We start from the raw sequence: 12,680 nt of genomic DNA, 5'->3' as shown, positions 1-12,680 counted from the left end.
GGATTTTATGTTCGGCGTCGTATATAATTCTGTTTATGCACTTTTTATAAAGTTTTTTCTGAACGAACTATACGAACGAGATAAACATTTCAGGAGGAATAACGTGAATAAACTTTCACCCATGTATTGGATTGCTTTAGCAATAGGAATTGTGTTTGTAAGCTGGGGAGCGATTTTCCCTGATCACCTATTAAATACGATGATGACGATTCGGAATGGAATCCTTGACCGTTTTGGCTGGTTCTATCAATTCGCCGTCACCTTCATGCTCATTATTGCCTTCATCATTGCCTTCAGTAAATACGGGAAAATCAAACTTGGTAAAAAAGATGATAAACCCGAGTATACTACTCCGACCTGGTTTGCGATGCTGTTCAGTGCAGGTATGGGAATTACCCTGCTGTTCTACGGATTGACAGAACCGGTCACCCACTATGCCAACCCGCCCGTGGGAGATGCACAGACGATCGAATCAGCTAAACTCGGTCTTGAAATCAGCTATCTGCATTACGGCCTGCACGCCTGGGTCATTTATGCGATTGTATCCCTCGTGCTTGCCTACTTTAAATTTAAAAAAGATAAGCCGGGTCTGATGAGTGCTACCCTTACGCCACTCTTCGGTAACCGCATGAACGGTGTCGCCGGTTATATCGTCGATATCATCGCTGTTTTCGCTACCATCTTTGGTGTCGCCATCTCACTTGGCGTAGGTGCCCAGCAGATCAACAGCGGCCTTGCGTATCTATGGGGCGTGCCGAACAACTACGGCGTCCAGCTTATCATTATGGGAATAACAGCCGTGCTGTTTATCTACTCAGCAGCTTCCGGCCTTTCTAAAGGCATCAAATACATCAGTAACATCAACTTGATTCTGACTGTCGTATTATTTGCAGCTTTCCTGCTGCTCGGACCTACAGGATTTGTATTGGAAACGTATTCCACAACCCTTGGAAACTACATGCAGAACTTCGTTCAGATGGGGATGCGCTTCAGCCCGTTTGATGCAGAAAACAACCAGTGGGTAAAAGACTGGACGATTTTCTACTGGGCCTGGTGGATTTCCTGGACGCCATTTGTGAGTTCCTTCATTGCCCGTGTATCCAAAGGACGTACTGTACGTGAATTTATTGTGGCGGTTGTTATTGCCCCTGCTCTTGTCTGTACCCTTTGGTTCGGCGTGTTCGGTGGAGCCGGCATCTACTTCGACTTTGTGGAAGGCGTCAACGTAGCCGGTCAGTCCATGGAATCTTCCTTGTTCTATGTCTTTGACCAGCTTCCATTCAGCGGTCTGCTTTCCTTTGTAGCCGTTATCCTGATTATGACGTTCTTCATCACATCCGGGGACTCCGCCACATTCGTCCTTGCAATGCAGACGTCCCGCGGAAGCTTGAACCCTCCATTCTTTATGAAATTGAGCTGGGGTATTATCCTGACAGCGATCGCCATGATCTTAATGGGGGCTGGAGGACTTGATGGTCTACAGGCCGCAGCGATCATCAGCGGGTTCCCGTTAACCATTATACTGCTGTTGATGATCGTCAGTCTGCTCAAGTCGTTCAGAGAAGAGTTTAATGAAGCGGCTGGATCGGACTCCGAAGAAGAACAAGATCAAAAGTCTGCTTAACGAAAAGAAGCTGCCATTAGGCAGCTTCTTTATTTGTATCGACGTTTACCAATCTCATGCCTCTCTTTTCTATATCCAGTCCAAACCTACTGTCTCTTCTATAATAAAAACCCGCCTCTCCTGCAAATGCAGATGAGGCGGGTCTTTTATTTAGCCCCCGGCAATCATCCGGGCGAGCTGGCCGCATAGGAGAGCGGCGTACATGCCGACGACGTTTCCGAGAATCCCCATGAGAAGGCCGACTGGCGCAAGAGCCGGCTGGAATACGGACGCTACAATCGGCGCAGAACTTGTCCCGCCAATATTCCCCTGTGATCCGACAGCGACGAAGAACAATGGAGCACGAAGCAGACGGGCAGCAGTGAAAATAAAGAGTATGTGAATAGAAAGCCACACCATTCCCATTAAGAGAAATTCAGGAGCTTGAACAATATCTGCAAGATTCGCTTGAGCCCCTATTCCGGTAAGGAACAGATAAATTCCCATATACCCAATTTTGCTAGCACCATAGTATTCAAGCTTCCTCACCTTCGTAAAGGAAAGCAGGATACCAACAGCGGTAACAAGCAGGAATGTCCAAGTCGATGTGCTCATCACATCAGATTTCGGGATGAATGACAAATCAGCAAACAAACGGATCAAGTATGAACCGGCAAAACCGACCGCCAGAATCGCAAACAACTGGGGCAGCTCCAGCGGTTTAGCGTTGCGTGCCACGTCGGTAGCAATATCTTCGTTGATTTTTTTAATTGTAGAGTTATCTGCCTTGTTCCACTTATTGAATCGATCCTGGAAGTTGGCCAGGGAGATCATGACACCCATCCAGCCGATTCCAACGAGTGTATCGGTCAGAATAATCGGACTTAAAATATCATCCGGGGTCTTGAAGGCTTCTATCATGGCACCCATGTTTCCGGTACCACCGATCCAGCTTCCGGCAAGCGCTCCGACTCCGCGCCAGGCTTCATCAGGAAGCACACCTTGGAACAGGGCGAAAGCAACCGGGCCGCCGACGACGACTCCGAGAGTTCCTGCCAGGAAAACGAGGACCGCTTTTCCGCCGAGTTTCAAAGTGGCCGGAACGTTCGTACTGATCATTAGAAGCAGCAGACCTGCCGGAAGCATATAAGTACTTAAAAAGCTGTAAAGGTCAGAACTCTGCGGGATGATGCCGAATGTCGTCGACAACATCGGAAGAAAATACATCCAGATCAACGGCGGCAGATAGCCGAAGAATTTTTTCAGTGGTGCATAGTCAACTGTCGCTAACATGAAAACAATGCCGACGATAGCTATTAAATAGGCGAAGACCGCCATAGGCTCTTGGATAAGGGCTTGTGTGAAAATCATGATGATACTCCTTTTCTACGTAATCCTTTGAATTATCAAACAATTTATGGTTTATAAAAGCCACATTGAGGGAGTATAGCACAGGAAAACCGCTTGAGAAATAAAAAAGTACTGCTATTATTTTTCCAATCCAACCCATAAAAAAGAGGCTCCCTACGGGGGCGCGCATGTAAACGCTCCCCTGTAAAAAGCCACTGTTGAAAAATTTATTTCAATTGTATTAATCGTCCCAGATGTTCGATGATTTCGTCTGTAAAAACCTGCAGACGTGTCAAGTCTTCTTCCTTATCGGGATGCATATCTACTTTCCATCCTTCCGACATCCGCTCTCCACCGACAGCCGTTAACCTGTCTTCAAAAAGGTTCACTGCTTCACAGAACTGCGGGTAGGAGGTATCCCCTGATCCGAATACTGCAATACCTTTACCCGTCAGATCGATGTCTTCCAGGTCTTCGTAGAAATCTTCCACTTCATAAGGCAGATCTCCATCATTCCACGTATAGGATCCTAAAAGGACCGCATCGAAACCGGCGAGAAAATCAGGCTCGATTTCTTCTATTTCTTCCAAGTGGATGTCATGATCTCCTTCGAGACGCTCCTTGATCAAGTCCGCCATTTCCTCCGTATTCCCGGACATGCTGGCAAAGCCAATGAAAATGCGTGCCATAGGTTACACACCCTTTACGAGGCTGTCTTCAAGGTAACCGGAAAGCCGGGCGTGGAGACGTGCATGTGTCCGGAAACTCTCCTCATCTTTCCATTCCAACGCCTGATTGATTTTATACGTGTGATAGTTGAGAGCAAGCTGGATATCCATTTTCGTAGAAACTGCACGGCGGTCATAAAGGTCCTGGACAAACTGGGCGGACATTGGAAAAGCGCCCTCCTCATTTTTCCGCACGAGCACATACCAGCCACGGTTGGCCACAGCGTATGGATTTTGAACAATATGTAAACGATCTCCCTTATCAAACCGGATTGTTTGATGACACGAGCATTGACGACTTCCTTTTTCGTACGTAAAGGATTTGACAACAAATAAGCATTCCTGCATTGTCTTCTCTCCCTTCCTGATTCACACCTATATCATAATTGATAACGATTATCATTGTCAATAAAAAATAAAACGCACAGTCCCCCTGGACGTTTATTCCGTATGAAAGTGTCCGTCCTGGAGCTGTTTTTTAAAGAATGACGCTTTTTTACTGAGCGCCTGCTTTTTCTCTTCCGTCTGCTTATTATAGCCGCCCGCGGATGAGCTTCTGCTATTTAAATATCATTCTCCTTGTCTACATCCGCAGCGATCGCCCGTTTATGACACAGCTGATTGCCGAGAATCCACTTTGTTTTCCTCCCATCCCCTCTGTCATTCAGCTTTCCGCAACGCGATCCCCCCATTAACCCGGACGGGCCGCTTGACTCTTTCCAACATCTTCAAAATAGACTACACTGTCATAAAAAAGGAGGGATCTCTGTGAAACCAACAGCATGGATCCTCCTTGAACTTCTCCGTATTCTCCTGCTGCTTCCATTCATTGGAGCAGTACTCTGGTCTACCGTGCTTGGACCGCTTTACGAAGCTGTCGACGTTCATGATCCATACAGAGTGGTTGGAGCAGCCGGCGTATGGGTCTTTTTATTTATTATATATAGGAATTACCTTCAATTCAGTGGATGGTACAAAGGAAAAGAAAGACGGAAGCTTCCACGCGGTGCCTTGATCACCCTTACGGTTGTATCCCTGCTCATGACTATCGGTCCACTTTTCTTAGGATTGAATGGATTATGAAGAAATTTCAAAAAAGAGGATACCCTTTGACGGGTATCCTCTTCAGACCGCTGGGATCATCCCCGGCAGTTTTTTTGAATAATTATTATGCAGGCAAGAGGAGATCGGCCTTCTGGATCTCCGGAACCGCCGGTCTCTACGCTTTTTTCAACAATCCGTTTTCCAGACAGAACGCCAGCAGCAGCTCCTTATATCCATGCTCCTCAAACTGGATTCCGATCTGATCCCCGCCATATTCGGAAATGATGCCCGCTCCGAATTTCCGGTGGGACACCTTCAACCCAAGCTCCATCTCCCCTTCCTTTAGCAGCGATTCATCTGATAAGTCGACAGCCGGACGGACCGGAGCCTTTTTCTTCTTCTCCACTTCCGGCTGGATAATGCGGCGGACATTCATAAGAAAAATGGACTCTGTAACCCGCTCACTGCCTTTATAGTTGTAGGAAAGGAGTTCAAGATGAGAGCGTGCCCGCGTCATGCCGACATAAAACAACCGGACCGCTTCCTCCATCGGCGCGCGGTCTTCACTTCGATACCGCTCCATGTCATCCTTGGAGGGCACCACCCCGTTAATAAGGTCAATCATATAGACATTGTCGTATTCCAGCCCTTTAGCACTGTGGAAGGTCGTCAGAGTCAGGGGAGCTTTATTTTTGTTGTACTTCGACGTCTGAATCAGCTGTTCAAGGTGTTTCAATCTGTCTGCAAAGCCCTTTAATGAACCGAGACCGTGGGCAATTTCCTCAAGGGTGTCCAGAATGCCGAATAGATGCTCCGCATTGAAGCCGAAGTTCTCACACATTTTCGTGACCGCCTTGTCATAACCGAGCTTATCCCGGATCATACGAATGGCCTTGCCGGGCTCCATGGTGTTCATTTCATGGAACCTCTTTTTCGCCTGAGCGAGATTTTTGTCTTGATACGAAGGGATATCCTCTTCTCTCAACACATCAAAAATAGAGGTTGAGAGGTGTGTTCTCTTCAAAAAAGCGATCTGCTTTTTCGTGATATAGCCGTTGAATTTCGTATGAATCCGCTCCAGGATATCCACCCGCTGATCATTATAGCTGAAGCGCATGAAGTTCAATATATCTTCAACGATCCAGTGCTTGAAAAACTTGGCATCAATATCCTTCATATAAAAATCGATACCGGCCTTATCAAGCTTGTCTGCCAGTGGAACCGCTGATGAATTGTTCCGGTATAAAACAGCCGTTTCCTCCCCCGGTGAGGCTGCTTTCACAGCTTCCGCGACATAGGTCAGCTGCTGATCATAATTGCTGAACGTCTGCATCTGGATGGGGGCGTTGGACGGATTTTCCGTAAACATCTGCTTCGGATAGCGGTTTTTGTTCCGTTTAATAAACTGATTGGACGCTTCCACAATTTCCTTCGATGACCGGTAGTTCTGCGACATCGTCATCACGGCAGCATCCTCATAAACCTTCTCGAATTGAAGCAGCTTCGTTACGTCGGATCCCCGCCACATGAAAATCGACTGATCATCATCCGCCACAACACATAAGTTGTTGTGCGGACGCGCCAGAAGCTCCACGATTTCATGCTGGACCACACTGTTATCCTGACTTTCATCGGTCAGCACATATTCAAAGCGGCTCTGATAACGGCCCAGCAGTTCTGCATCTTCTAAAAGAAACTGATGGGCGTACGTAAGCATATCGTCAAAATCGAGCAGAAGCCGATCAGAAACCTGCTGTTTTTTAAACCGCTCGTACTCTTTATACATATCAGCCGCCCGCTTCACCTGACACGAAACCTTCTCCAGCTCTTTCCCTGCCAGCATCCGGTTTTTCACGAAGCTGATGTAAGTCATCAGTTCATCCATCTCATCCTCGGACATCTGTTTCTGATGGATATCCTCATAAATCCTTTTCAAAATAAACTTTTTGTGGAGCGGTACATCCGGTCCATGGAAACCCTTTTTCAGTTCTTCATCACTGACATTCCCCTCGATCAGCTGGAAGGATTCTCCTCTTTTCTGCAGCGTCTCCCGGACCACTTGAAAGGCGAAGCTGTGAATCGTTGAGAAGTGCACCTTTTCATTCGTGAGGGAAGAAAAAAACCGGTCAAAACGATCGGACATGTCCCGGGCCGATGCTTTACTGAAAGTAATCGCCATGATCCGCTCCGGCTTCACCTTTTTCTCAAGAAGCAGGTAGCCGATTTTCATATTCAGTGTCGTCGTCTTCCCGGATCCCGGTGATGCCAGCAGGAGCAGTGGGCCGTCTGTGTGAAGAACCGCCTGCTTCTGGACATCGTTCAGTTTTACTCCCGTGTGTTGTTCCATGTTTGTGAAGAAATCCATATGTTCGTCCCTTTCTGTTCAGGAAAGAAAAAATAGATGGAAAAAGGCCCGCGCCCCTTTTCCATCTACATTTTCCATCATCATTGTTGTTCCATTATACCTCCTTCACCCAATCGATTCCAGATGATTTTCTTCCCTCTTTTTACATGAGATGACCGAAGAAGAAACATACTATCAGGGACAAGGAGGTGGAGAACGATGGCGAAGAAAACAAAGAAAAACCAAGCAGAGCAGAAGAACCAAAAAGGGTTTGCTCCAAAACAGGCCGATGTAGAGTTTTCTGAGGAGTTCGGCAGTGCTGCTGCGAATGAAGCTCATCAGAAAGAAGCGAAAAAAGCCCGCAAATCCAAAAAAGCAAAACAAGATAACTAAATGAATGTAGAGGATTTCCCTTTTTCAGGGGAATCCTCTTTCTATAGTTGGAGGTTATTATGAAACGTACAGGTCTACTTACCATCATTATTTTTTTCTCCCTTTCCACAGCACCTGTCTCTGCAAGCGTCCTCTACACAGTGAAGCCCGGGGACAGCTTATGGAAAATCGCTGCACAGTATGAAACAACGCCAGACCGTTTGAAAACGATAAACGGCATAACGGACGGTTCGCAGATCATGCCCGGGCAGTCCGTGATCATACCTGGGAATGCGTACAACGTAACGACAGGGGATACACTTTGGAAGATTGCCCGGATTCATCAGACGTCCATCCATGCTTTAAAAAAACGAAACAGCATCAGCGGAAGCGTCATCACGCCCGGGCAGAAACTCCATATCCCGCAAAGTCGGAAACAGCCGATTACCGCTGGAGCATTTTTCATTCCCGGCACCCCAGTAAAAAATCAACAGTCCATTGACTATTATGGGGAGTATTTATCTGCCCTCGGCCTGTTCGAATACCGGCCGGACGAGAGTGGAGAACTCAGCCGACTGAACGGTGAAGACTCCATATCGCGCACATGGAAAAAAGGCCTGATCCCTCATGCCACCATCACTAATTTAACTAAAGAAGGCTTCGATCCGGATTTGGCCCACCGTCTGCTGTCTAATGAGAAGAAACGAAAAGCGTTGATTGAAAATATCGCCGGCCTCGTGGACGAAAAGCAGTACAAAGGGGTGGTGATCGACTTTGAAAGTCTGCACGAAAAGGACAGGGCTTCTTTCAATACATTCATCCAGCAGCTTTCCACCCGGATTCATAGAATAGGAGGAGAAGTCGGAGCCGCCCTGCCGCCGATGACCGGCGCCTACACCCCTGCCCACCACAAAGCCTATGATTACAACACCATCGGCGGGGCCGTCGACTTCGTTTTTCTTATGACGTACAACTGGCACTGGATGGGTGGGTCGCCCGGCGCCATTGCACCGATCAAGAAGGTGGATGCTGTTATGAACTATGCAGGAACAGCCATGCCGAAAGAGAAAATTTTCTTAGGAATCGCCATGTACGCCTATGACTGGAATACAGAAGATCCTGAAGATGTCCAAGCCTATTCCCAGCAGCGAGCTGTCGATACAGCGATGGAGCACCAACGTCCGATCCATTATGATTTTGAAAAACAAAGTCCGTGGTTTTCCTACACCGATCCTCAGGGCGACATTCATGAAGTGTGGTTCGAGGACGCCCGGTCCATACTGGCCAAATACAGACTCGTGAAAAAATATGATATCCAGGGTGTCGGCGGCTGGAAAACCGGTCTCGATTTCCCTCAAGCCGGCTTCCTGCTTAAAGAAGAATTCACCATAAAAAAACGGTGAAACGCCGCACTTCCAAGCTATGATAAAATGAAAGAATCATAGAGGTAGGAGTGGGATTGATGGATAAAAAAGACATAGCCGGGATCCGGAAACAATTGAAGGTCGACAATGATCTGATGAAGATATCGAATATATTCAACGTCTATATTATGAAGGAATCAACAGACATCTATCATCATCAAAGCCAGCCGTTTGAAATGCTGGACCGCGACCAGCAGGAGCTTTTTATGACCAACTTCAAAAAAGTGCTCACAGGACAGCTCGATGAAAAGCTGTTCGAACTGAAGTTCAACCAGGAGGCAGAGAATTCCAGCCAGTTCATTCTGCACCGCGGACTCTTGAGCCGGAACGTAGAAGACTGGAAACAGGAAATGCTCGCCATGACGGAAAAAATGATCAAGGACCATCCGTATGAAAAAGATGTCGTCATCACTTTCATACGGGCCGAATACTTAAAACCGACGAGACGACGCAGTGAAGAATCAGAAGAAAGTGACCGCGATGCCGTGTACTCCAACCCGTTTATTCTCTGCAGCGTCAACCAGACGGAAGAGCCGAAAAAGGAAATCCAGTTCGACTATGTTGAAAAAGAATTCAAGTACAATATCCAGGTCGATCCGGTTATTGACTTGAAGCACCCGCTGACGGGATTCATGTTCCCGAGCATTACCGAAGGAACCTCTGATGTCAACCACGTGCTGTACGCCGCCGGCAAAGCCAACGAACCGGACTACTGGTTTATCGAGGATGTCTTAAACGGCGAAGAGATTATGACAGCAAAAGAAGACAAAGCCGTATTTGAGGAAGTCATCCGCGGTGTCGTCGGGGATCAACTGAGTCCATCCACCCTCGCCAATGTATATGGGGAAATCAATAAAGTGGTCGAGGAAAATGAGGATGATACCCCGCCAAAGCTTGATTACCGGGACGTGGAACGGGTATTAAACCAAAGCGGCGAGCAGGTCGAAGGCGAAAAAGTGAAACACGCCTTTCAAATGATCACAGACAACGAAGGATACGAGCTGAAAGCCAGCAGTATCGTTCCTAAATACAAGACGAAATCCATCAAAATCAACACGAAAGTGGCCAACATCTCCATCAGTCCCCAGGATCTGGAGTTTGTCAGACAGGTCAACTACAAAGGGAAACGATGCATCATGATTGAAATTGAAGAAGATGCAGAAATTGACGGATTTAAAATGCTGCCGGAGGCCTTCGGAAACGAATCCTCCTGAAAAAAAGGAGTGGACACGCATGTCCACTCCTTTTTTACCGCCAGGAGCGAAAGCCCCTTCCCTTTCCGCAGGAGTGGAAGGGGCGCCACTCCTTGGGGATTCTTTAACATCGAAAAAGACTCTTCACCCAGCACAGCTGGATGCAGGACAATCTTTTTCATATTCCGGCAGGCAGTCGTCATCAGCGCCTGTGCTTTCCCTTTTTGTTTTCCACGCAGGCGGCAACAGCGCAGCCCATGCCGTGCTTTTAAATCTGCGAACCTGCTTCGTGCACAATCTCTCTCCTCTATATTCCAACGTCGGCACGAGGAGCGTTCGGTGGTGATGCCTGCGGGAACAGCACGGGCCGAAGATCCACTTGGGCAGGCGGTCTTCCTGACCAAGTCAGTGGAGGGCGTGCCCGCGGCATTCATCCACCGATAAGCGGAATGTGACCTTTCACACGACAAATGGATAACTCGAACTGGTTAACACAGGCTTTTTCTACAGCCAAAGGGAGTGGACGTCACCGTCCACTCCCTTTTTTATTCTTGTCCGACAAGCTCCCGCTTGGAGGCATTCTTCTCTCCCGTATAGCCTTCTGGATTCTGCTTCCGCCAGTTCCAGGAGTCCACACACATATCATCAATCGTCTTCTCTGCCTGCCAGCCCAGCTTCAAATGAGCTTTGGCCGGGTCTGCGAAGCACTCTGCAATATCTCCGGAGCGGCGCCCCTCTATGGCATAGGGAACTTTACGGCCGGAAGCTTTTTCGAAAGCCTTCACGAGCTGAAGAACACTGTATCCTTCACCTGTTCCAAGATTATACGTTTCGATTCCAGTTTCGCCTGCTGTCTTTTCCAACGCATGCACGTGTCCTCTCGCAAGGTCCACGACGTGAATGTAATCTCTTACTCCTGTCCCGTCAACCGTCGGGTAATCGTCACCAAACACCTTCAATTCAGGGAAATGACCGACAGCCACCTTTGTAATATAAGGCATCAGGTTGTTCGGAATCCCTGAAGGATCCTCACCTATGCGGCCACTCGGGTGCGACCCGATCGGATTAAAGTAGCGGAGAACAGATATACTCCACGATTCATCAGAGACATATAAATCCTGAAGAATTTCCTCAAGCATCAGCTTCGTACGGCCATAAGGATTTGTGGCCCCGACCGATGCACTCTCCGTAAGAGGAAGAGAGTCAGGGGTGCCATACACGGTGGCGGATGACGAAAAGATCAGCTGTTTAACATCAAATTCCTTCATCACTTCACACAGCATCAACGTCCCCGTAATGTTGTTATGATAGTACGTCAGCGGCATAGAAACCGATTCACCGACCGCCTTCAGTCCTGCCAGATGAATGACAGCTGTAATATCGAAGTCATTGAAAACCTCTCGTAAAAGGTCCTGATCCCGCAGATCCCCTTCTACAAACGTCAACGTCTTCCCTGTCAGTTCCTGCACACGCAGCAGGGATTCGGGGTGGCTGTTCGATAAGTTGTCCAGAACGATAACCTCATGGTCCCTCTCCAATAATTCAAGACAGATGTGGCTGCCTATGTATCCGGCCCCGCCTGTAACTAAGATCATTGCCTCTCCTCCTCTATCAATCTCTTACCTTGGAATGTACAGGAAAATTAAGGATATGTCTACTATAAAAGGAAAGGAGCCCTCCTTTAGGCTCCCTTATAAAAGTCCTCGATCTGTTCATTTTTCGACATTTTTACGCCATTCAGCCCATTTTTCAAGAAAATTTTTGTATAATAATTACCAAGCATTATAATGGCTGGATTCATGATAATGGATGAACCCGTGACTTTCTGCCAGCCTCTGACTTTTCGACTTCTGAGAGAAGGAGACGGTCAGTATTTCCAAACCTGTTTCCTGACGAAGCTGCTTCAAATCCTGCATGCGGTCCAGGGACCATTGATCTTTCGCAACCGAGGAGTAATTGTAATTCTCCCACATAATGCCGTCTACATAAGGATACGTTGTGGTCGACAACGTGCCGAACCCCCAGTTTTGAATAAGGGACAAGGAAGGGTACTGACGCCGGATTTCCTGCAGGAAGACGGCCATGCCCGCACGCTGGTCATCCAGTACATCGGATCCGCAGTGTTCGTTATCGATATTGCCGACAGTATCTAAAAAGACACCGTCCAAACCCTTATCAGCCACCTGCTTCTCAATCTCAGCCAGCAGCACCTGCTGATAATGATCAGAGGTGATATCGGTCAGATAAGAATCCCATTCCGGATAATAGACACGCTCACCGTCCCGGTGGAAAAAGTCGGACTCTTCAAGCTGACTGATCAACGCCGTATTCCAGTTATCAGCTTCCATGGTGTTGATATACCCATACACCAATGTCCCGGACTGCTGAATCGTTTCAATCTGGCTTTTAGTATAGAACACCGGTTCAATCATGACAGCATCATACGCCTGCATCTTATTCAAGACTGCTTCGGTCGGAGAATCATAATAAATTTTATAGGACTGCACATTGGAAAGTGGATGAGAAGATTGTGCAGAAGTAGATAGAGGGGAAAGTACAAGACCAGCGGCTAAAACAACAAGAAAACTCTGTTTCATTTTTGTGAGTATACCCATAATACGC

Annotated in this window: 11 protein-coding genes; 5 read left to right on the top strand and 6 right to left on the bottom strand. The window is 47.6% G+C overall.

Annotation, left to right across the window (positions count from 1 at the left end; translation table 11 throughout):
• Positions 1-103: 103 nt before the first annotated feature.
• Positions 104-1,624 carry a BCCT family transporter gene (locus ACXAGL_RS10785; protein ID WP_474967453.1) on the top strand — a complete coding sequence of 507 codons (1,521 nt, stop codon included), beginning with the start codon at positions 104-106 and terminating at the stop codon, positions 1,622-1,624.
• Positions 1,625-1,774: 150 nt separating this feature from the next.
• Here the strand turns inward: ACXAGL_RS10785 and ACXAGL_RS10780 are convergent, their stop codons facing one another.
• The 3 genes from ACXAGL_RS10780 to ACXAGL_RS10770 all read right to left on the bottom strand — a co-directional run bounded on the left by ACXAGL_RS10780 (position 1,775) and on the right by ACXAGL_RS10770 (position 4,029).
• Entirely contained in the window at positions 1,775-2,974 is a 1,200-nt protein-coding gene (locus ACXAGL_RS10780; RefSeq protein ID WP_474967452.1) for a DUF819 family protein, read from the bottom strand.
• A gap of 206 nt (positions 2,975-3,180) precedes the next feature.
• Entirely contained in the window at positions 3,181-3,642 is a 462-nt protein-coding gene (locus ACXAGL_RS10775) for a flavodoxin (protein WP_474967451.1), read from the bottom strand.
• Positions 3,643-3,645: 3 nt separating this feature from the next.
• Positions 3,646-4,029: a hypothetical protein gene (locus tag ACXAGL_RS10770; RefSeq protein WP_474967450.1), complete on the bottom strand. Its 384-nt coding sequence runs from the start codon at positions 4,027-4,029 to the stop codon at positions 3,646-3,648.
• A gap of 420 nt (positions 4,030-4,449) precedes the next feature.
• Here ACXAGL_RS10770 and ACXAGL_RS10765 point away from each other — a divergent pair, with 420 nt between their 5' ends.
• Complete coding sequence (locus ACXAGL_RS10765) at positions 4,450-4,764, top strand: hypothetical protein (protein WP_474991156.1); 315 nt, start codon at positions 4,450-4,452, stop codon at positions 4,762-4,764.
• A gap of 136 nt (positions 4,765-4,900) precedes the next feature.
• On the opposite strand, the gene ACXAGL_RS10760 is transcribed toward ACXAGL_RS10765, so the two are convergent.
• Positions 4,901-7,090, bottom strand: coding sequence for an ATP-dependent helicase (locus ACXAGL_RS10760; RefSeq protein ID WP_474991154.1), 2,190 nt, complete (start codon positions 7,088-7,090; stop codon positions 4,901-4,903).
• Positions 7,091-7,288: 198 nt separating this feature from the next.
• Between ACXAGL_RS10760 and ACXAGL_RS10755 the strand changes: the two genes are divergently transcribed.
• Genes ACXAGL_RS10755 through ACXAGL_RS10745 form a run of 3 tightly spaced genes read left to right on the top strand, consistent with a single transcriptional unit; the run spans position 7,289 to position 10,079 of the window.
• Positions 7,289-7,462 carry a hypothetical protein gene (locus tag ACXAGL_RS10755; protein ID WP_202409778.1) on the top strand — a complete coding sequence of 58 codons (174 nt, stop codon included), beginning with the start codon at positions 7,289-7,291 and terminating at the stop codon, positions 7,460-7,462.
• Positions 7,463-7,521: 59 nt separating this feature from the next.
• Entirely contained in the window at positions 7,522-8,844 is a 1,323-nt protein-coding gene (locus ACXAGL_RS10750) for a LysM peptidoglycan-binding domain-containing protein (protein WP_474991152.1), read from the top strand.
• Positions 8,845-8,903: 59 nt separating this feature from the next.
• Positions 8,904-10,079: a DUF4317 domain-containing protein gene (locus ACXAGL_RS10745; RefSeq protein ID WP_474991150.1), complete on the top strand. Its 1,176-nt coding sequence runs from the start codon at positions 8,904-8,906 to the stop codon at positions 10,077-10,079.
• 524 nt (positions 10,080-10,603) lie between these two features.
• Here ACXAGL_RS10745 and galE read toward each other — a convergent pair.
• Positions 10,604-11,653, bottom strand: coding sequence for a UDP-glucose 4-epimerase GalE (gene galE / locus ACXAGL_RS10740; RefSeq protein WP_474991148.1), 1,050 nt, complete (start codon positions 11,651-11,653; stop codon positions 10,604-10,606).
• Between the two features lie 177 nt (positions 11,654-11,830).
• Positions 11,831-12,673, bottom strand: a complete 843-nt coding sequence (locus ACXAGL_RS10735) for a glycoside hydrolase family 191 protein (protein ID WP_474991146.1) — start codon at positions 12,671-12,673, stop codon at positions 11,831-11,833.
• Between the last annotated feature and the right edge of the window lie 7 nt (positions 12,674-12,680).

The sequence above is a fragment of the Halobacillus sp. ABA4_118 genome (assembly GCF_056160205.1).
The sequence above is the reverse complement of the archived record's forward strand: the minus strand, read 5'-3'. Positions and strand labels throughout refer to the sequence as shown.

Bases quoted from the DNA above. Each gene is read 5' to 3' on its own strand.
- ACXAGL_RS10780 (WP_474967452.1), bottom strand. From the start codon at position 2,974: ATGATTTTCACACAAGCCCTTATCCAAGAGCCTATGGCGGTCTTCGCC.
- ACXAGL_RS10775 (WP_474967451.1), bottom strand. From the start codon at position 3,642: ATGGCACGCATTTTCATTGGCTTTGCCAGCATGTCCGGGAATACGGAG.
- ACXAGL_RS10770 (WP_474967450.1), bottom strand. From the start codon at position 4,029: ATGCAGGAATGCTTATTTGTTGTCAAATCCTTTACGTACGAAAAAGGA.
- ACXAGL_RS10760 (WP_474991154.1), bottom strand. From the start codon at position 7,090: ATGGATTTCTTCACAAACATGGAACAACACACGGGAGTAAAACTGAAC.
- ACXAGL_RS10755 (WP_202409778.1), top strand. From the start codon at position 7,289: ATGGCGAAGAAAACAAAGAAAAACCAAGCAGAGCAGAAGAACCAAAAA.
- ACXAGL_RS10750 (WP_474991152.1), top strand. From the start codon at position 7,522: ATGAAACGTACAGGTCTACTTACCATCATTATTTTTTTCTCCCTTTCC.
- ACXAGL_RS10745 (WP_474991150.1), top strand. From the start codon at position 8,904: ATGGATAAAAAAGACATAGCCGGGATCCGGAAACAATTGAAGGTCGAC.
- galE (WP_474991148.1), bottom strand. From the start codon at position 11,653: ATGATCTTAGTTACAGGCGGGGCCGGATACATAGGCAGCCACATCTGT.
- ACXAGL_RS10735 (WP_474991146.1), bottom strand. From the start codon at position 12,673: ATGGGTATACTCACAAAAATGAAACAGAGTTTTCTTGTTGTTTTAGCC.